23 protein-coding genes and 1 tRNA gene are annotated in these 18,941 nt (G+C 60.4%); 14 read left to right on the top strand and 10 right to left on the bottom strand.

Translation table 11 applies throughout. From position 1 onward, the window contains the following. Positions 1–33: 33 nt before the first annotated feature. Positions 34–120, bottom strand: a tRNA-Leu gene (locus tag HGP16_RS17950). Positions 121–212: 92 nt separating this feature from the next. Further along, positions 213–1,643, bottom strand: coding sequence for a phosphomannomutase (locus HGP16_RS17945; RefSeq protein ID WP_168841360.1), 1,431 nt, complete (start codon positions 1,641–1,643; stop codon positions 213–215). 180 nt (positions 1,644–1,823) lie between these two features. Here HGP16_RS17945 and HGP16_RS17940 point away from each other — a divergent pair, with 180 nt between their 5' ends. Beyond that, positions 1,824–2,252 carry a BA14K family protein gene (locus HGP16_RS17940; protein WP_168841359.1) on the top strand — a complete coding sequence of 143 codons (429 nt, stop codon included), beginning with the start codon at positions 1,824–1,826 and terminating at the stop codon, positions 2,250–2,252. A 24-nt stretch (positions 2,253–2,276) separates the two neighbouring features. Here HGP16_RS17940 and HGP16_RS17935 read toward each other — a convergent pair whose 3' ends face one another. Beyond that, positions 2,277–2,570, bottom strand: a complete 294-nt coding sequence (locus tag HGP16_RS17935) for a SelT/SelW/SelH family protein (RefSeq protein ID WP_168841358.1) — start codon at positions 2,568–2,570, stop codon at positions 2,277–2,279. 120 nt (positions 2,571–2,690) lie between these two features. Between HGP16_RS17935 and HGP16_RS17930 the strand changes: the two genes are divergently transcribed. Both HGP16_RS17930 and HGP16_RS17925 read left to right on the top strand, forming a co-directional pair. Next, positions 2,691–3,425: a type 1 glutamine amidotransferase gene (locus tag HGP16_RS17930; protein WP_168841357.1), complete on the top strand. Its 735-nt coding sequence runs from the start codon at positions 2,691–2,693 to the stop codon at positions 3,423–3,425. Between the two features lie 205 nt (positions 3,426–3,630). Further along, positions 3,631–4,086 carry a GFA family protein gene (locus HGP16_RS17925; RefSeq protein WP_168841356.1) on the top strand — a complete coding sequence of 152 codons (456 nt, stop codon included), beginning with the start codon at positions 3,631–3,633 and terminating at the stop codon, positions 4,084–4,086. Between the two features lie 20 nt (positions 4,087–4,106). Here the strand turns inward: HGP16_RS17925 and HGP16_RS34555 are convergent, their stop codons facing one another. Continuing rightward, positions 4,107–4,277 (bottom strand): type II toxin-antitoxin system CcdA family antitoxin, encoded by a 171-nt coding sequence (locus tag HGP16_RS34555; RefSeq protein ID WP_168841355.1) that lies wholly within the window; start codon positions 4,275–4,277, stop codon positions 4,107–4,109. Then, entirely contained in the window at positions 4,274–6,106 is a 1,833-nt protein-coding gene (lepA, locus tag HGP16_RS17915) for a translation elongation factor 4 (protein ID WP_168841354.1), read from the bottom strand. Before lepA ends, HGP16_RS34555 begins: the two co-directional genes overlap by 4 nt. A gap of 169 nt (positions 6,107–6,275) precedes the next feature. Between lepA and HGP16_RS17910 the strand changes: the two genes are divergently transcribed. Continuing rightward, entirely contained in the window at positions 6,276–6,848 is a 573-nt protein-coding gene (locus HGP16_RS17910; protein ID WP_168841353.1) for a helix-turn-helix domain-containing protein, read from the top strand. Between the two features lie 18 nt (positions 6,849–6,866). Continuing rightward, positions 6,867–7,388, top strand: coding sequence for a GNAT family N-acetyltransferase (locus HGP16_RS17905; RefSeq protein WP_168841352.1), 522 nt, complete (start codon positions 6,867–6,869; stop codon positions 7,386–7,388). A 10-nt stretch (positions 7,389–7,398) separates the two neighbouring features. On the opposite strand, the gene HGP16_RS17900 is transcribed toward HGP16_RS17905, so the two are convergent. Beyond that, positions 7,399–8,004: an HAD-IA family hydrolase gene (locus tag HGP16_RS17900; protein ID WP_168841449.1), complete on the bottom strand. Its 606-nt coding sequence runs from the start codon at positions 8,002–8,004 to the stop codon at positions 7,399–7,401. Between the two features lie 145 nt (positions 8,005–8,149). On the opposite strand from HGP16_RS17900, the gene HGP16_RS17895 reads away from it, so the two are divergent. Continuing rightward, on the top strand, positions 8,150–9,175 hold the full coding sequence (locus HGP16_RS17895; protein ID WP_168841351.1) for a histone deacetylase family protein: 1,026 nt from the start codon (positions 8,150–8,152) through the stop codon (positions 9,173–9,175). A 98-nt stretch (positions 9,176–9,273) separates the two neighbouring features. Further along, on the top strand, positions 9,274–10,188 hold the full coding sequence (locus HGP16_RS17890) for an EamA family transporter (protein WP_205926607.1): 915 nt from the start codon (positions 9,274–9,276) through the stop codon (positions 10,186–10,188). 91 nt (positions 10,189–10,279) lie between these two features. On the opposite strand, the gene HGP16_RS17885 is transcribed toward HGP16_RS17890, so the two are convergent. Together HGP16_RS17885 and HGP16_RS17880 are read right to left on the bottom strand one after the other, a co-directional pair. Then, positions 10,280–11,044 (bottom strand): CDP-diacylglycerol diphosphatase, encoded by a 765-nt coding sequence (locus HGP16_RS17885; protein WP_168841350.1) that lies wholly within the window; start codon positions 11,042–11,044, stop codon positions 10,280–10,282. 208 nt (positions 11,045–11,252) lie between these two features. Continuing rightward, positions 11,253–11,720 (bottom strand): group III truncated hemoglobin, encoded by a 468-nt coding sequence (locus HGP16_RS17880; RefSeq protein WP_168841349.1) that lies wholly within the window; start codon positions 11,718–11,720, stop codon positions 11,253–11,255. 258 nt (positions 11,721–11,978) lie between these two features. Here HGP16_RS17880 and mbfA point away from each other — a divergent pair, with 258 nt between their 5' ends. Continuing rightward, on the top strand, positions 11,979–12,962 hold the full coding sequence (gene mbfA, locus HGP16_RS17875; protein WP_168841348.1) for an iron exporter MbfA: 984 nt from the start codon (positions 11,979–11,981) through the stop codon (positions 12,960–12,962). A gap of 144 nt (positions 12,963–13,106) precedes the next feature. After that, positions 13,107–13,295, top strand: coding sequence for a hypothetical protein (locus tag HGP16_RS17870; protein ID WP_168841347.1), 189 nt, complete (start codon positions 13,107–13,109; stop codon positions 13,293–13,295). A gap of 122 nt (positions 13,296–13,417) precedes the next feature. On the opposite strand, the gene HGP16_RS17865 is transcribed toward HGP16_RS17870, so the two are convergent. Together HGP16_RS17865 and HGP16_RS17860 are read right to left on the bottom strand one after the other, a co-directional pair. Beyond that, positions 13,418–14,017 carry a transglutaminase-like cysteine peptidase gene (locus tag HGP16_RS17865; protein WP_168841346.1) on the bottom strand — a complete coding sequence of 200 codons (600 nt, stop codon included), beginning with the start codon at positions 14,015–14,017 and terminating at the stop codon, positions 13,418–13,420. A 234-nt stretch (positions 14,018–14,251) separates the two neighbouring features. Continuing rightward, a complete protein-coding gene (locus tag HGP16_RS17860) occupies positions 14,252–15,064 on the bottom strand; it encodes an alpha/beta hydrolase (protein ID WP_168841345.1) in 813 nt (270 codons plus the stop codon). Positions 15,065–15,341: 277 nt separating this feature from the next. Between HGP16_RS17860 and infC the strand changes: the two genes are divergently transcribed. From infC to pheS, 5 genes are all read left to right on the top strand, one after another. Further along, positions 15,342–15,878, top strand: coding sequence for a translation initiation factor IF-3 (gene infC, locus HGP16_RS17855; RefSeq protein ID WP_184363066.1), 537 nt, complete (start codon positions 15,342–15,344; stop codon positions 15,876–15,878). Between the two features lie 318 nt (positions 15,879–16,196). Beyond that, positions 16,197–16,400 carry a 50S ribosomal protein L35 gene (rpmI, locus tag HGP16_RS17850; protein WP_012759782.1) on the top strand — a complete coding sequence of 68 codons (204 nt, stop codon included), beginning with the start codon at positions 16,197–16,199 and terminating at the stop codon, positions 16,398–16,400. Positions 16,401–16,437: 37 nt separating this feature from the next. Then, a complete protein-coding gene (gene rplT / locus HGP16_RS17845; protein ID WP_168841344.1) occupies positions 16,438–16,842 on the top strand; it encodes a 50S ribosomal protein L20 in 405 nt (134 codons plus the stop codon). A 96-nt stretch (positions 16,843–16,938) separates the two neighbouring features. Continuing rightward, entirely contained in the window at positions 16,939–17,814 is an 876-nt protein-coding gene (locus tag HGP16_RS17840) for a serine/threonine protein phosphatase (RefSeq protein WP_205926605.1), read from the top strand. A gap of 35 nt (positions 17,815–17,849) precedes the next feature. Continuing rightward, the gene (gene pheS / locus HGP16_RS17835; protein ID WP_168841343.1) at positions 17,850–18,932 is read left to right on the top strand and encodes a phenylalanine--tRNA ligase subunit alpha; all 1,083 of its coding nucleotides are present in this window, start codon (positions 17,850–17,852) and stop codon (positions 18,930–18,932) included. The last annotated feature ends 9 nt before the right edge of the window (positions 18,933–18,941 follow it).

Here is an 18,941-nt window from a genome sequence, read left to right as displayed (position 1 = left end):
ATCTTTGAGAAATCCACGTTTCTCAAAATGGAATGGTGCCCAGAAGAGGACTCGAACCTCCACACCCTTTCGGGTACCAGCACCTGAAGCTGGCGCGTCTACCAATTCCGCCATCTGGGCGACGGACACGCATGTAAGGGGGTGGCCGTCCGGTGTCAACAGGGTTTTTGAAGTTTTAGTGTCAATCGCGAAAAAAGCGGTTTAAGCCCGGGTTACACCCGGGCCGCAGCCCATGCGCTGATTAGGCCAAGTCCCTGTTCCAGCAAGGCCTTTGCCTCGCTTTCACTCGATGCCTCCACATAGCAGCGCATTTCCGGCGCATTGCCGGAGGGGCGGAAATGGATGATTCGGTTATCCACAAGCGTGACCCTGAGCCCGTCGATGTCGCTCTTGGAGGCGACGGTCGCGATCGGTTTCAGGAAATCCGCAAGATTGGCATCGGAGGCACGCAGATAGGCCATCAGCGCCGCGCTGGTGTCCACCGGAAAGTTCTCCAGCCGGTCGGCGGCGGCAAAGGGCAGGCGGTAGCCGCCGGCAACGGCGGAAAGCGGCTTGCCCACCTTTGCGGCGGCATAAAGCGTCGCCAGGATCGGCAGGAAGCTGTCGCGCGTCGGCAGCGGATCGAAGGGTTTGCCCTCGACGGTGAAGCGGCTGGCCGTCAGCGTGCCGCCATTGGCCTCGAAGCCCATGATATTGGCCTTATCCGCGGCAACGGCCTCGTCCATGCCGGCGATCACATAGGGCGAGCCGACACGGGTGCGGGTGACGGCATAGGAGCCGGCCGATTCGATGCCGGAATTGGAGGTGACCGGGGTGACCACCACTTCGGCACCGAGGAAGTTGGCGGCGATGAGGCCGAGCAGATCGCCGCGCAGCGGCTCGCCGGTTTCATCCGCCACCAGCGGCCGGTCGCCATCGCCGTCGGCAGAAACGATGGCATCCAATCCATGTTCCGGTGCCCAGCCTTTCATGAGGCGGATCGTCTCGGCCGAGACCGCTTCGGTATCCACCGGAATGAAGCTTTCGGAGCGGCCGAGCGGCACGACGCGCGCACCGTAATGGGCAAGAACCTCACCAAAGAGATCGCGCGCGACCGTGCTGTGCTGATAGACGCCGACGGTGAGGCCGGCAAGGCTGCCTGATGGCAGCAGCCCCTTGTTGCGTTCCAGGAACAGCGCCTCTGTCTCCACCGTGCGATTTTCTGCGGTGGCTGGCGCTTCGTCGAGCACGGAATCGCCGATCGCCAGGGCTTCCTCGCTGATCGCCACCTCGTCACGCTTGTCGATCTCGCCGTCCGGCCGGTAGAATTTGATGCCGTTGCGGTCGGCGGGGATATGCGAGCCGGTGATCATCAGCGAGGCCGCTTTCAGCTGAAGCCCGTAAAGCGCGAGCGCCGGCGTCGGCAAGGTGCCGCAGTCGATCGGTGTCAGGCCTGCACGCTTCAAGGCACCGATGCAGGTGGCGGAGATGACCGGGCTCGATGCGCGAAAATCGCGGCCGACGAGGACGGGATCGCCTGATTTGGCCCGGCCGCTCTTCAGCAGATAGCGGGCAAAGGCCGTGGCATAGAGAGCGGATGCCCGTCCGATGAGGTCTGCGGATAGGCCGCGAAGGCCGCTGGTGCCGAATTTCAAGCTGCTCACAGGCAATCTCCCTTGCAATGATCGGGCTGTTATGGAGCAAGCTGCGCCGACGATCAACTGATCGCGAGCAGTTGCCGGCGAGGGCCGGTAGCACTGGTTTTGCCTTGTCTGCGACCCCAGATAGGTAACAGCTGCTGCGAAAAGGATGTGGTTCCGCCGCAGAGTGGATAGGAGTTTATCATGACTGTTTTCGGCAGGATCGTGCCCGGATGTGTTCTCGCACTCGCCTTGCTGGCGCAGGCGGATTTTGCGGCTGCCGCTTCGAATTCCCCGAAGATCGTCATTCCGCCGCGCAGCACGAATTCCGTCATCTGCGATTCCCGTGGCTGCTTCGGCTTCGGGGAGCGGCAGTTTTACACCCGCCCCGGCCAGCCACTTCCGATTACGCCGCCCTATACGGGAGGCGTGAACCGCTACGACGCTCCGCGAATTCAAATTCCGCCGCGTGAAACCTATACGCCGCCGAGGACGGTCTATCCTTCGCCGGCCCAGCAGCGCACGCGGCATCAAACATGGTGCGCTGAGCGCTACCGGACGTATAATCCCGGCACCGACCTCTATTCCACGATCAATCGCGGCTTCCAGCCGTGCCGCGCGCCCTTCGACTGACGGTTCACAGGCGCAAGCGTCGTTTTAGCTTTCCAGTGATGCGCGATCGGTATGGCCGAGATCGCGTTCCGGGTCGATGACATCGCGCACCCGCCGCTTCAGCTCCTTCGGCCCGGGGAAGCCCCCGTCGCGCTTGCGCTCCCAGAGGAGCTCGCCATCGATGCGGATTTCGAAGACGCCGCCGGTGCCCGGTATCAGCGCCACTTCGCCGAGACTGTCGGTAAAGGTCTGCAAGAGCTCCTGCGCCATCCATCCGGAGCGCAATAGCCAGTTGCATTGGGTGCAATAGAGAATGGTGATCCTGGGCTTGTCGCTCATCACAGAGTCCTCGTTGTTTGCTGACATTTATGCTCAACTTTAGCTGGCTGCAAGCTATACCCTTGCCTCTCCCGTCGCCTCATGCTCATCTCTCCCGGTAACATGTTCGGGATCATCGCAATGCGCGTCGCCATTATCGAGAATATGAAGAATACCCCGCTCGGCGCTCTCGGCATCGCGCTCGAAGAGGCGAAGGCTGAGATCGAATGGTTCCGGCCATGGAACGGCGAAGCGCTGCCCAGGGATACGGTGTCCCATGATGCGATTGCCGTGCTCGGCGGCGAGCAGAGCGCCCGCGACGATCACACCCATCCTTATCTGCCCGAACTGGCGCAGCTCATGCGTCGCTTCGAAAGCGAGGACAAGGCCGTGCTTGGTATTTGCCTCGGCAGCCAGATTCTCGCGCGCGCCTATGAGGCGGAAAATCTTCTCGGCACTGCCCATGAATTCGGCTGGAAGACAGTGGGCGTTACCAACGAAGGCAAGGCGGATCCCCTGCTCGCCGGTGTCGGCGACGACTTCACCATCTTTGAATGGCATTCCGACACCTTTACCTTACCGGCCGGCGCCACGCGCCTCGCGACCAACGGCGTGACACGGAACCAGGCCTTCCGCATCGGCCGCGCGACCTATGGCACGCAGTTCCACTTCGAAGCCAACGCCGCCGTGGTCGACCGCTGGCGCGACGAATTCAAGGCGGTTATCGAGCGCAAGGAGCCCGGCTGGCTGGAGAATTATCCGGAGCTTGTCGCCAAGCACGCTGCCGCGGCCGAGACGGCCGGTCTTGCCATCGCGCGGGCCTGGGTGCGCACGATAGAAGCACAAATGGAGTTTCAGCAGGTCGCGGAAGCCTAAGGATTTCGGCGGCATACATCAGAGCCGGATGATTTTAGGTCTGTTCGACCTAAAATCTGAATCCGCTCTAGAATCAAAGAAGTAGAGCGTGATGTCGTCCGAAAACCGCCTACACTTTTCGGCATCACGCTCTAATTACGCGCTGCCGGCAGATGGGTCGTGATGCGCCGTGCAAGCAGATTTTGAAATGGGAGGAGATGACATCATGAGCACGCTGGAACTTCCTTGCGACGGCAGCTGCCGTTGTGGGCAGGTGCGGTTGAAGATCAATGCCAAGCCCTTGCTGACCATGGCCTGCCATTGCACAGGCTGCCAGCGCATGACCGCCGGCCCCTATTCGCTGAGCGCCGCCATTCCCACGGAGGGTTTCGAGGTGACGGAAGGCGAGCCTGTCATCGGCGGCCTGCACGGCGATGTCATCCATCACTATTTCTGCCCGCATTGCATGAGCTGGCTGTTCACGAAGCTGGACGGCGTCGACTGGTTCGTCAATGTCCGCGCCACCATGCTTAACGACGTCAGCTGGTTTACGCCCTTCATGGAGACCTGGACGAGCGAAAAGCTGCCCTGGGTGACGACGCCGGCCAAGCACAGCTATGCAGCACTCCCGGCGATGGAGGAGTATGAGGGACTGATCGGGGAATATATGGGGCAGGGGTGATCAGCCGCCCCTGGTTCGTGTCAGAATTGTCTGTATTTCGCCAAAGGGAGGCCGTGTTTTTCGACGTAGGCGTTTGCTTCCGCAATCGCTTGCTCGTTTTCTTCAAGCCACAAACGTTCGCGTTCGACTCTGCTGTCGCGAGTCGTTTCATCTTTCGCAGAGCATGAGGGGTCGGGTTTCTTATCCCTCACTCGTCCCCCATCTTCAGCGCGGCGATAAACGCTTCCTGCGGGATTTCGACCTTGCCGAACTGCCGCATGCGCTTCTTGCCTTCTTTCTGCTTGTCGAGCAGCTTGCGCTTGCGGGTAGCGTCGCCGCCGTAGCACTTGGCCGTCACGTCCTTGCGCAGCGCCTTCACCGTCTCGCGCGCGATGATGCGCCCGCCGATGGCGGCCTGGATCGGGATCTGGAACATGTGCTGCGGGATCAGGTCCTTCAGCTTCTCGCACATGACGCGGCCGCGTTTTTCGGCGGCGGAGCGGTGCACGAGCATGGACAGCGCATCCACCGGCTCGGCATTGACGAGGATCGACATCTTGACGAGATCGCTCTCGCGATAGTCGGTCAGGCTGTAGTCGAAGGAGGCATAGCCCTTGGAGATCGACTTCAGGCGGTCGTAGAAGTCGAAGACGACTTCGTTGAGCGGCAGATCGTAGGTGATCATGGCGCGATTGCCGACATAGGTCAGCTCGGTCTGGACGCCGCGGCGGTCCTGGCAGAGCTTCAGGATCGAGCCGAGATAATCGTCCGGAGTCAGGATCGTCGCCTTGATCCACGGCTCGCGGAATTCGGAAATCTTGACGACGTCGGGCATGTCGGCCGGATTGTGCAGCTCGATTTCGGTGCCGTCGGTCATGGTCAGCTGATAGACGACGGAGGGAGCCGTCGCGATCAGGTCGAGATTGAATTCGCGCTCCAGGCGTTCCTGGATGATTTCCAGGTGCAGCAGGCCGAGGAAGCCGCAGCGGAAGCCGAAGCCGAGAGCGGCGGACGATTCCATTTCGAAGGAGAAGCTGGCGTCATTGAGGCGCAGCTTGCCCATGGCCGAGCGCAGGTCTTCGAAATCGGCGGCATCGACCGGGAAGAGGCCGCAGAACACGACGGGCTGAGCCGGCTTGAAGCCCGGCAGCGCCTGGGCGGTCGGGCGCTTGTCCTCGGTGATGGTATCGCCGACGCGGGTATCGGCCACTTCCTTGATCGAGGCGGTGATGAAGCCGATCTCGCCGGGGCCGAGGCTGTCGACGGCGACCATCTTCGGCGTGAGAACGCCGACACGCTCGATCTGGTACTTCGCGTCCGTGCCCATCATGCGGATGGTCTGGCCCTTGGTCAGCGTGCCGTCGATGATGCGCACGAGAACCATGACGCCGAGATAGGTGTCGTACCAGCTGTCGACCAGCAGCGCCTTCAGCGGTGCCTTTTCGCCGCCCGCGCTCTTCGGCGCCGGCAGCCTGTTGACGATGGCTTCCAGCACGTCGGGAATACCGAGGCCGGTCTTGGCCGAGATCAGCACGGCGTCGGAGGCGTCGATGCCGATCACTTCCTCGATCTGATCCTTGATGCGGTCGGGTTCGGCCGCCGGCAGATCGATCTTGTTGAGGACGGTGACGAGCTCGTGATTATTGTCGATCGCCTGATAGACGTTGGCAAGCGTCTGGGCTTCCACGCCCTGCGACGCGTCGACGACAAGCAGTGATCCCTCGCAGGCCGACAGCGAGCGCGAGACTTCATAGGCGAAGTCGACGTGTCCGGGCGTGTCGATCAGGTTGAGGATATAGGTCTCGCCATTGTTGGCCTTGTAGTGCAGGCGCACCGTCTGGGCCTTGATGGTGATGCCGCGTTCGCGCTCGATCTCCATATTGTCCAACACCTGCTCCGACATCTCGCGTTCGGCAAGGCCGCCCGTCGTCTGGATCAGGCGGTCGGCCAGCGTCGATTTGCCGTGGTCGATATGGGCCACGATCGAGAAGTTGCGGATATGCGAAAGCGGAGTGGTGGAATTGGTGCTCATGCGCGCCATATAGCAGCGCCGCCCCGCGCCGCAAAGCGGAAAAGCAAGGCTTTGGCGGCTATCTTCACGTTATGTTAGCCTTTTCCGGCCGGCCATCGATGAACGTCAACGCATACTTGATTCCATCATGTAATCGTGTATTTCTCATATAGTAGAATATCGGGATGCGAGGCACATAATGGCGGATGACGATCTGGAACTGGCGATCGGCGCGCGCATCAAGGAGTTGCGGATCGCCCGCGGCTTGACGCTGGATGAGCTCGCTAACGCCTCGGCCGTCAGCCGCGCGATGATCTCGCGCATCGAGCGCGCGGAGGCGAGCCCGACGGCCTCATTGCTGTCGCGGCTTTGCGCGGCGCTCGGCCTTTCGCTTTCCGCCTTTTTCGCCGAGGAGGACGAGGAGGTGTCGCCACTTGCCCGCCGCGATCAGCAGGCGATCTGGCGCGATCCGGGATCCGGCTATGTCAGACGCGCGGTGTCGCCACCGGCAACTGAATCGAAAATCGACGTCGTCGAAGTCATCTTCCCGGCTGGTGCGCGCGTCATCTTCCCGCCGAACACCGCAAGCCTCGGCATGACGCAGCATGTCTGGCTGTTCGAAGGCGAGATGGAGGTGACGCACCGCGATGTCACCCATCGTCTGATGCCTGGCGATTGTCTTTTCATGGGCGTCGGTGATGGCCACGCTTTCCATAATCCCGGCGAGGGTTCGGCGCGCTACAGCGTCATCCTCGATCGCGGCCGTTCGTAGCTATCCAAGGACCTTTTCATGCCCGACATTCTTCTTCTCTCCGCCACCGATGCTCGTGCCGCCCTGCCGGATCTTTGCGATGTGCTTGCCGATTGCGTCAATGGCGGCGCTTCCGTCGGTTTCATGCAGCCTTATGGGCCTGCCGATGCGGTGCCTTACTGGCAGAGTGTTGCTGAAAGCGTCGAAAGCGGCGCGACGCTGCTTCTGGTCGCTGTCATCGAGGGTAAGGTGGTCGGGACAGTGCAGGTGGGCGCAGCGCAGATGCCGAACCAGCCGCATCGCGGCGATCTGAAAAAGCTGCTGGTGCACAGGTCCGCCCGGGGGACGGGCCTTGCCCGTCTCCTGATGGAGGCGGCGGAGCGCGAAGCGATCAGCGTCGGCAAGACCTTGCTCGTACTCGATACCGCGACCGGCAGTGATGCGGAGGCGATCTATCCGCGTCTCGGCTGGCAACGCGTCGGCGTCGTGCCGGATTATGCCATGTGGCCGGAGGGCGGGTTTTGCGACACGACCTTCTTCTACAAGCGCATCGCCGCCTGAAGGGGACCGCTCAGGCAGAGAAGGCCGCAATGGCCTGCCTTAATGTCGAGCCCGATGTCCATTGCATCGCTTTCCAGCCGACTTGCCGCGCGGCCTCGATATTGACCTCCACGTCGTCGATGAAGCCGATTTCGCCGGCAGCAAGCCCCACTCGCTCCGTCGCCAGCCGGAAGAATTCGGCGGCGGGCTTCTGATGGCCGAAGGCGGCCGAATAGAAAATGCCGTCGAAGCGCGAGGAGAGCCCGAGTGTCTCCATCAGATAGGCGGCGCGCATATGCTCCTGGTTGGTCGCAAGGAACATCTTCGTTCCGCCGGCACGCAGTGTGGCGAGATCTTCGAGTAGGCCGTGATCAAGGCGAGAATCGTTTTCGAACCAATAATCGATCAGGGTTCGGGCGCTGAGATGGGGCGCGATTTCGCTGAGAACCTCCGCTAGCCTCGGTTCGAGCGCATCGCGGCCAATGACGATGTCAGGCCAATAGGTTTTGAAGAACGCCTCCTGAAGTACATCTAGCGGCAGGCCGAGATCGCGTTCCAGATGAGTGAAAAGCGGCAGCCCGTCGCTCGGCCGGCCGTGCACCAGGACGCCGTCGACATCGACCATCAGGAGTTTCATGCTGTGCCCTCGGTTCATCGGATGCAGGAAGGTGCGGTCGTTTGCAGCGACGTTCAAGACCGCATCCCGCCCTTTTTTCTCCGGCGCGATGCATGTAAGCCTTCGTGTCATCAGGATAACCAAGCCGATAACGGAGGAGGCGACGATGCGGGTCATTTACTCTGAGGATCATAAGCTCAGGGATGCCAAGACCGAGCTGCATGACGGCCAGCTCGTCACGCCCTTCGAAGCGCCTTTCCGCGCAGAGTGGATCCTTGCCGCCGTCAGGGAGGCCGGCTTTGCCGATGTCGTCGCTCCCGAAATCCATGGGCTGGAGACGGCGCGCAAGGTCCACGATCCGGCCTATCTCGATTTCCTCGGCATGGTCTGGGAACGCTGGGTCGCCGCCGGGTACAAGGGCGAGGCCATCGCCAATTCCTTTCCCGTCCGGCGCACCAGCCAGCGCGTGCCTGACAATATCGTCGGCATGATCGGCCATTATGCCAACGCCGCCGATACCTCGATCACCAAGGGGTCCTATGAGGCGGCGCTCGCCTCCATGCGCTGTGCTCTGACGGGGGCCGACTGGCTCCACGCCGGTAATCGTTTCGCTTTCGCGCTTTGCCGTCCGCCCGGCCATCACGCAGGCTTCGATCTCTTCGGCGGCTATTGCTTCATCAACAATGCCGGCGTTGCCGCACAGCGCCTGCGCGATCATGGCGCGGCGAGGGTTGCCGTGCTCGATGTCGATTTCCATCACGGCAACGGCACACAGGACATATTCTACAGGCGGGGCGATGTCTTCACCGCCTCGCTGCATGGCGATCCCATCCATGCCTTTCCCTATTTCCTCGGCCATGCCGACGAAGAGGGTGAGGGCGATGGACTTGGGACCAACCGCAATTACCCCATGCCGCGCGGCACGCCTTGGGAGATCTGGTCGGCAGCGCTCGACGATGCGCTTTCCCGCATCAAGGCGTTCGGTGCGGAGGCGATCGTGCTCTCGCTCGGCGTCGACACGTTCGAGCGCGACCCGATCTCCTTCTTCAAACTGACCTCGCAGGATTTCATTCGCATGGGCGAGCGCGTCGCCGCCGCGGGACTGCCTGTTCTCGTCTGCATGGAGGGCGGTTACGGCGTGCCCGAGATCGGCCTCAACGTCGCCAATGTGCTGAAAGGCCTCGAAGCCTGAGACGGTCTTGCATCAAAACGCCTGATCGCAGCATGAAAAGTTTGAATTTGCCAGCAAACGGCCGGGCTTCTACAAACGCCGCCTGATTGGGGGAGGTCATGGACCAGAAGCTTGTCGAAAGCGGATCGGATGGCGGCGCGGCGCTGATGCCGCATCCGGATGTTGCGCCATCAACCGGCAGCATTGCCGCCGGCGTGCTGATGTGCGTCATGTCGATGGCGTCAATCCAGTTCGGCTCGGCCCTGTCCTCCCCGATCATCAATGCCTATGGGCCGGTCGGCGCGACATGGCTGCGGCTCGTCTTCGCGTCGGCCGCACTGGCGATCATCGTCCGTCCAAAGATCATGAGCTACAGCCGCTCGCAATGGCTCGGCGTACTGGCGCTCGGCACCGTCTCGGCGCTGATGACGACCTCCTTCTTTTCGGCGATTTCGCGCATTCCGTTGGGTCTTGCCGTCGCCATCGAATTTCTCGGGCCTTTGCTGGTCGCAACCCTCGGCTTCGGGTTCAGCCGTCAGCTTCTCTGGCCGGTCTTTGCCGCCATCGGCGTCCTGCTGTTGGCCTATGATGGCGAGGAGTGGGTCGGCAATCTCCCCGGCATCCTCTTTGCCATCGGCGCGGGGGCAGGGTGGGCCTGCTATATCCTGCTGACGAAGAAGGTCGGCAATGCCTTTCAGGGTCTCGAAGGACTTTCCATGTCGCTGCTGGTTGCAGCGGTCGTCTCCACGCCCTTCGGCTATGCCTCCGCTGTTCCCAACCTGACGGCTTTCGGTCTCCTCGAAATAGCCGGACTGGCGCTGCTCGTTCCGCTCCTTCCTTATGTGCTGGAAATGGTGGCGCTCCGGCGCATGCCGACCTCATCCTTCGGCATTCTCATGAGTCTCGAACCCGCCATCGGCGCCTTCGCCGGCTTTATCATCCTGTCGCAACCGATGACGCCATCGCAGATGTTCGGGACGGCGCTTGTGGTGTCTGCCAGCATCGGGGCGACGGTGTTCGCTACGAAGGGTTGATTGGCGGCTGGAGGGGTGTCGTCTAGCACCCTGTTTTGAGTTTGCTGGGCATGCGTGCACCCCATGAGCGCAAAACCGAGATGATCGCCCATCAACCCTGCCGAGCCTGACCATTCGCTGCGCACTTCGGATCGATCATATCCTCTGCCGACCCGCGGGCTTTGTTTTCTCCCATGATTCTCGCCAGAATATAGAAGCCATGCTCGCCGTCCGGCAATGTCGAGCCGAAGACGCCGACCACGACGTTTTCCATATTGGAGCGGGCTCCATCCACGCCGTCCGCGACAAGTTTCAGCGGGTTCAAGTTCGAAAGGTCGTCGGTCGCCTGGAATGTCGCCCACCAGCCGGCCTTGGTCTTCAAGCTGGTAAACCCGACGCTGCCGATCTCTGTGGCATGGGCCTTCAACAGAGCGCGAAAGCGGGGCGTCTCGCATCCCATGTGAATATGCAGCCGGTCCTGAGTGCGCCAATTGGCGGCATTTATCGCCAGTGCGAAATTCCGCGGCGAATCCTTCCAGGCGGGCAATCCAAGTCCGTCGGCTCGCTCTTTCCACGCCGCATCGAAATAATTCGGGGCGCCCGCCGCAAGAAGGCGGGGGTCCTCGATCCCTGGCACATCGGCGAGCGGCGCAAGAATGGTTCGCTCCTTGTCGGCCGGCTCGCGAAGAACGGCGTAGGAAGATAGCGGACCTTCCGCACGGACGACTTTGAGGCACGGATAGGGCGACCCCGTCAGGGCAGAGTTGACCTCGCAGGCTCTAACGACCAGCCCCAAAGCAGAGCGGCTGGCGAATGAGCTCATGACGACGACGGCGATAACGAGGGAAACAGAGAGAACGACGAGCCGGTGCTTCATGTGCGATGTCGATTTCCTACTGGGGAGCAAATCATTCCCGAAACCTGCCTTTCATGACACCTTACCCTATCGCGCACATTGATATTTCCAGAAGTGCCGGCTGGCAAAACAGAAAATGTTGAACTTGTAATCGCGAATGGACCGCCTGCGGCGCAGCTTGCCGTGACGATGGCACAGAGGTCGGCAGCATCGGGCCGCGCGAGGTGCTCTAAACGGTCTTCCTCGCGGGATCATCCAGTGCCGGATTGTAGAAGAGCGAGAGCGTCAAGCTCTTGGCGATGCGTTCGGCGGTTGCCATGAACCAGTCCTTTGCTTCCGCCGACGGTGCGATATCGGCAAGCGTCTGCGAGAAAAGCGCCAGCCATTCCGGAAAAAGCTCAGCCGCCATGCCTTCGACGCCGAGATGCGCCTGAACCGGCTTGCCGCCATAGGCACCGTTCTTGAAGGCGACCGACGACCAGAAGCGCTTCATCTTTTCCATATGGTCCGGCCAGCGCCCGGCGAGACGTCCATCGAATACCGGCCCTAACCGGGAATGCGCCTGAACGCGCCCATAGAATGTATCGACCAGCCTGTCGATGAAGGCGGCATCGATGCCCATGCGAGCCATCTCCACCTCGGCCTTTTCGCGGATGCCGGCAAGATGCGCGGCGCGAGCCTGTAGTTCCTGTTCCATCATCGTCTCTAGGTGCGCCGACGGAATATCGCGGCGACCAGCTTTCGCTCCCCTATGTATGCAATTCGCTGTCATAACCAAGCCGTCATGCAAGCGTTGCGGCATTCTGTCAAAATCATCTCACGATTTGCCACCGATTTTTGCCGCAGGCCGCGAATTCTCCGACACGATTTACGCCTCTCATGGCGCCTCCGCGCTTGACCCGCGCCGTCACCCAATTTAGATTTAGAATAATTCTAAATTTATGGGGTTGCTCCGATGCTGTTAGGCTTATTCCGCCCGTCGAAACGTTCCTTCACCTCTCTGTCCGAGCAGGAGATCCTCGCCATCGCCATCGCCGCCGAAGAGGATGATTCGCGCATCTATCTCGCCTATGCCGATATTCTGCGTCCCAATTTTCCCGAGTCGGCCAAGGTCTTCGAGGATATGGCCGAGGTCGAGGATACCCATCGCAAGACATTGATCGACATGCATCGCCAGCGTTTCGGCGAGCGTATCCCGCTCATCCGGCGCGAGCATGTTCGAGGATTTTACGAGCGCAAGCCGGATTGGCTGCGCAAGAACCTCTCGCTCGATGCCATGCGCGATGAAGCCGAGGCGATGGAGCAGCAGGCCTATCATTTCTATGTCGAAGCCGCCAAGCAGGTTTCCGATGCCTCGACGCGGCAGCTTCTCGGCGACCTGGCGCTGGCCGAGCAGGGCCATGAAGACGTTGCCCGCATGCTTGGAGACAAGCATACGCCGGAGACGGTCAAACAAGAGGAAGACGCGCAGGCGCGCCGCCAGTTCGTGCTGACCTATGTGCAGCCGGGCCTTGCCGGCCTCATGGATGGCTCCGTTTCGACCTTGGCGCCGATCTTTGCCGCCGCCTTCGCCACGCAGCAGACATGGCAGACCTTTCTCGTCGGTCTTTCGGCGTCCGTCGGTGCCGGCATCTCCATGGGTTTCACCGAGGCGGCGCATGACGACGGCAAGATCTCCGGCCGCGGCTCGCCGATCAAGCGTGGCCTTGCCTGCGGCATCATGACCGCGCTTGGCGGTCTCGGCCATGCGCTTCCCTATCTCATCCCGCATTTCTGGACCGCGACGATCACGGCTGCCGTCGTCGTCTTCTTCGAGCTTTGGGCCATCGCCTTCATCCAGAACAGATATATGGAGACGCCGTTCCTGCGCGCGGCCTTCCAGGTCGTGCTTGGCGGCTCGCTCGTGCTCGGCGCCGGCATTCTGATCGGAAATGGGTGAGGCATGGGCGATGTTTTGTCTCCCGGGTAGGGAGAAGATAGTCCATCATCACGAAATGTTAAAATCCGGAACGCCTTCCGCCGCCGCCGGTTAGCAACACGAGGCCGCTCTTGGCCTCGTCTGCAAACCAAAGGAGATGATCCAATGGCAAACCAAGGTGGAACCCACGAGCAGCATGTGAAGGCTGGCCAGCAGAGCCACAAGCGCATGGACAACGACAACACCAGGAATGCTTCGTCCACCAGCTCCCGCGAGCAGCACTCTGGCGGCTCCCGGGGCGGCACCCACGAGCAACACGTCAAAGCGGGCCAGCAGAGCCATAAGAACAATTGACGTTCGTGGTGACGACCAATTCGTCCTTATCGCAGAGTAAGGAGCGTTCTTGCCACATGATGAAAAGCGAAAGGCCGGTCCGATGGGCCGGCCTTCCTGCATGACGAAAATTGCTTTTGCGCTTATTTGACGGCGCCGACCAGAACGTCGTTGCCATTCTCGATGGTAACCCAGCGCCCGGCATTGAAGCTCGCTTGACGCTTCAGGTAGGAATAGGGGGTCTTGTTCCAGACCTTGATCTGGTCCTCAAGGTTGTCGAGGATATAATCGCCCTGCTTGGTACGCAACGTCAGCACCGCATGGCCCTCGCCATCCGGCTTGCGCACCACTGTCATCAGCAGGTTCGAGGCGGAAATGCCGCTCTGGATCAGGAGCTTGCGCTTCAGCAAGGCAAAATCCTCGCAATCGCCGGCGGTCTTCGGATATTCCCAATATTCTTCCTGGCCGTAGACTTCCATGTCCGTTGCCGGCTGGACGGTCTTGTTGACGCGGAGGTTGATCTGGGTGACCAGAGCCCAGGCGGCGGCGTTCATGTCGGCGGGGCCGGCATTGCGGGTCGGGCCGCATTCGTCGGTATGCCTCTGGCAGAAATCGTAGTGCCCGATCGGCTGGGAGGTCACGTTGCCAACCGTCATCGAAACGCTCTGCTGAGGCGCCGGCACCGCCGACGACGACATCGCAACTATAGCAGCGAAGGCAATCAATACGCCCTTAATACGCACGCCCACTGTCCTTGTATCGTCCCTGCATTTGTTAACAAATTGTTAATGTAGGGGGGCGTGGGAAGTCAATCGTTACTTAAGTGTTAACGGCGGAACCGGCTCACATGGTTAATTTCGGCACAATCCAGAGGATAGTTGCCACAATTCCATGCCTCTTATGATTTTGGGCGCGTGCGCGGAAATAGCCCCGGCAGCGAGGCGCGCCTGCGGCAATTCGCTCGTATCTACTTGTTATTATGGCGTATTATGCAGAGCCAATGCCTCGGCGACATCAAGCATGCGCTCCAGATCCTGGGGACGCGACAGGCGATGGTCGCCATCGCGCACAAGCGTTAACACCACATCGTCTGCCGGCAGGTGCTCGACGAGCTTTAACGAATGCGCGAAGGGAACGTCGGCATCCTGCATGCCCTGCAATATGTGCACCGGGCAGCCGGTCTCGACGATGCCGGTCAGCACGCGATTGGCGCGGCCGTCCTCGATAAGGGCGCGGGTGAAGATGTTCGGCTCGGGGCTGTATTCCGAAGGCTCCTCGAAATAGCCGCGTTCCTCCAGCGATTGCCGTTCGACATCGGAAAGATTGGGTTCGATGAGATCGACGGTAAAGTCGGGGGCGGGCGCGATCAGCACAAGGCCCGCAACGGGAACCGCCTTTTTCCGTTTGCGCAATTCCTGGATGACCCGGAGCGCGATCCAGCCGCCCATCGACGAACCGACAAGAACGATCTTCTTCGGCTTGGTATGGTCGATGACGGCAAGCGCCTCTTCCAGCCAGCGCGAAATCGTGCCGTTGGTGAACTTGCCGCCGGATTGGCCATGGCCGGAATAGTCGAAGCGGATGCAGCCGAGCCCGAGCCGCGCCGCCAGCGCATCCAGCTCCACCGCCTTGGCGCCGCTCATGTCGGATCGATAGCCGGACAGCCAGACGAAGCTGACGTTCCTGGCGCCCTTGCCGGCACCGCGTTGGACGACGGCGATCTGGCGCTCGTTCTCGCCCGTGCCGACGGGAAGGAAGGTCGGTTGAATGGCTGTGGCTGTCTCGGACATGAAAAGCTCCCGGATTTTCTGCCCTATAGAACAGATTCGCGTTTGCGTGACCCGAAAAATCCTCGATCTTTGCGCAAGGGTTTCTATATTATCCGGGAGCGATACTGTGTCCTTGGCGCATCTTGGGCCGCGCGACATTCTATTGACATGCAGGAGGTGCTTTTTTCCTGCTGTCATGCTATTGACTTCAACACAGCTTTTACGACATTTCCGTCAGTTGCGCCGACGGGGAGCGAGAGGCTGCAGCTATCCGAAACAATTCGTGGAGAATACGACCATTCGCAGACCCTTTAAAACCGATGCGCCCGTAAAGGACGGGCCACGTTCCAACAGGGAAATCCGCATTCCCAAAGTTCAGCTCATTGCAGCTGACGGCGCGAATATGGGTATCGTCGCGACGGACCAGGCATTGAGAATGGCAGAGGAGGCCGGTCTCGATCTGGTAGAGATTTCCCCCAATGCTGAACCGCCTGTGTGCAAGATCCTCGACCTGGGCAAGCTGAAATACGCGAACCAGAAGAAGGCTGCCGAGGCGCGCAAGAAGCAGAAGATCGTCGAAGTCAAAGAAATCAAGATGCGCCCGAACATCGACACCCATGATTATGAGGTGAAGATGAAGGCGATCGGCCGTTTCTTCGAAGAAGGCGACAAGGTGAAGGTGACCTTGAAGTTCCGTGGCCGCGAAATGGCTCACCAGGAACTCGGCATGAAGCTTCTTCAGCAAGTCAAGGAAGACACGCTCGAGATTGCCAAGGTGGAAGCCGAGCCCAAGCTCGAAGGCCGCCAGATGATGATGGTGCTTGCGCCGAAGTGAGGCGCAGGTCGGAGTAAGAGGTCGGAGCCGTCCATTGGGCGGCTTTTTCCTTTTTCGGTCTGGTTGCGCATTGTCATCGATCTGAAAAGATTCACGCGCTCGGCCCGTTGCACTTCAAGGCAAGTGCGGTTATAAGCGCGCGTCCGAACTGACCGGCAGGGCATGCCGTGGCAGTTCAGAATGCTGGCGGAGCGGTTCGTCACCGTATCCGCAGTTCAACAACAAACGCTCCGGCACCTTGTTGCAGCCCGGCCTGTCCGGATCTGTGGGAAGGGCTTTTAAACAAAGCGCGCCAGGAAGCATCGAAGGAGTAGCAAAATGCCCAAGATGAAGACGAAGTCCTCTGCCAAGAAGCGGTTCAAGATCACCGCATCCGGCAAGGTCAAGGCAGCCGCTGCTGGCAAGCGCCACGGCATGATCAAGCGTAGCAACAAGTTCATTCGCGATGCCCGCGGCACCATGGTTCTCGCAGAACCGGATGGCCGTAAGGTTATCAAGAACTACTTGCCGAACGGTCTCTAAGACTATTCGTAACGCTATAGACTAAGGAGATCATGATATGGCACGCGTAAAAAGAGGCGTTACCGCCCACGCCAAGCACAAGAAGGTTCTGAAGGCAGCCAAGGGCTTCTACGGCCGCCGCAAGAACACCATCCGTACCGCCAAGGCCGCCGTCGACCGTTCCAAGCAGTACGCTTACCGCGACCGCAAGGTCAACAAGCGCAACTTCCGCGCCCTCTGGATCCAGCGCATCAACGCTGCCGTCCGTGAACATGGCCTGACCTACGGCCGCTTCATCGACGGCCTGACGAAGGCTGGCATCGAAGTCGACCGCAAGGTCCTCTCCGACATGGCGATCCATGAGCCGGAAGCCTTCGGTGCACTCGTAGTAGCCTCCAAGAAGGCTCTCGAATACCTTAAGGAAGCAGGCACGAAGAACGAGTTCGAGGCTACTGTCGGCTAAGGCCCGCCTTCGAGACATTTTTGTGTCAAATTTGTGAAACCCGCGCTTGTGTAACCAGCGCGGGTTTTGTATTTTTCAGAATACAATCGATTTGCAATGATCACCTTGGGGCTTCCCGGTATCGGGGCAGGTGAAGTTGTTGACCAGACAACGAAATTAAATTCCATACCCAATCTCAATGGCAAGGATATCGAGACCTTGCTGACCGTGCTGGTGAACGGATCGAGGCGGGTCGAACGCGTTTCTCTCTCGTCATGCGGAGCGTGGATCAAGCGATACGGCACGGAAAAGCCGTCGACTTGGCGCCATTTGCAGGCCATGTTTTCGCGCATCGTCCCGATCGCTTTCCTGCGTCCTTGCGCCTATTTGTCTCCACGGCAAATGGCGGAGCGGGAAAGGCGGCGCATCGTCCTGTTCAAGGAGCGAGGTATTGCCGTTCCGGACGTTCTTTATGCCTCGAATGGCGCGATCGTGCTTGCCGACGCAGGCATGACGGTGCAGCAGCGCCTATGGCAATTGAGGGATGGCGATCCCGCCGCCCATGATGATCTCATGGTCGTCTGCGCCGCGGAGCTTGGCCGGCTGCATGCCAAAGGCCTTTGCCACGGCCGGCCCTATCCGCGTGACATGTTCTTCGTCGGCGACCGGCTCGGCTTCATGGATTTCGAGGAAGACCCGCAGACTGTCATGCCGCTCGAGGTGGCGCAGGCCCGTGACGTCTGGCTGCTCTTTCTGCAGATCGCCACCGGCGCCCGCTTTGGCCTGCAAACGCAGAACAGGGCCTATGAAGCCTGGTTCGAGCACGCGCCGGCGGCCGCGCGTGTCGAGCTTCAGCGCATGATTCGCTTTCTTGGCGGTTTTTTGTTCCTTGCCCGGTTGATTGGCCGCGTGCACATGGGTAGTGATCTCCAGCGCTTCATCGTTGCCACAAGCTTTCTGATGCATGCGTTCACCAATTATTCCGTGGACTGAGTGCCCGATGGCCGTGGTCCGCAAGGCAGGACCAGATGACGGAACTTGTAACGCTTGAAACCCAACTCATGGCCGAAGTGGCGGCTGCGACCGACGAGCAGTCGATCGAGGCCGTCAGGGTCGCCGCGCTCGGCAAGAAGGGCTCGGTTTCGGAACTGTTGAAGACGCTGGGCTCGATGTCGCCGGAAGAACGGCAGACGCGAGGCGCTGCGATCAACGCGCTGAAGAATTCCGTCACCGACGCGATCAATGAACGCAAGGGCGCGCTACGCGACGCGGCGATCGAGGCGAAGCTGAAGGCCGAGACCGTCGATGTCAGCTTGCCGGTCCGCTCCTCGCCGGCCGAACGCGGCCGCATTCACCCGATCAGCCAGATCGTCGACGAAATCACCGCCATCTTCGGCGATATGGGCTTCTCGATCGCTGAAGGTCCCGATGTCGAGACCGATTACTATAATTTCACGGCGCTGAACTTCCCCGAGGGACATCCGGCCCGCGAAATGCACGACACCTTCTTCTTCCAGCCGGATGAAAAGGGTGAGCGCAAGGTGCTGCGCACGCACACCTCGCCGGTGCAGATCCGCACCATGGAAGCGCAAAAGCCGCCGATCCGCATCATCATCCCCGGCAAGACCTACCGCCAGGATTCGGACGCCACGCACTCGCCGATGTTCCATCAAGTCGAAGGCCTCGTCATCGACAAGACGGCAAATGTCGCCAATATCCGCTGGGTGTTGGAGGAATTCTGCAAGACTTTCTTCGAGGTCGACAATGTGACGATGCGCTTCCGCCCGTCCTTCTTCCCGTTCACGGAGCCCTCTTTCGAGGTCGATATCCAGTGCGACCGTTCCGGCCCGATCGTCAAGTTCGGCGAAGGCACCGACTGGATGGAAATCCTCGGCTGCGGCATGGTGCATCCGAATGTGCTGCGCCATGGCGGCCTCGATCCGGACGAATACCAGGGCTTTGCCTGGGGCATGGGCCTCGACCGCATCGCCATGCTGAAATACGGCATGCCCGACCTGCGCGACTTCTTCAACGCCGATGTCCGCTGGATGAACCACTATGGCTTCCGCCCGCTCGATATGCCGACTTTGTTCGGCGGTCTGAGCGCGTAAGGAAGGGAT

The organism is Rhizobium sp. P40RR-XXII (assembly GCF_012641405.1).
Taxonomy (GTDB): Bacteria; Pseudomonadota; Alphaproteobacteria; order Rhizobiales; family Rhizobiaceae; genus Rhizobium.
Note: the sequence above shows the minus strand (reverse complement) of the source record. Positions and strands in the feature narration are given on the sequence as shown.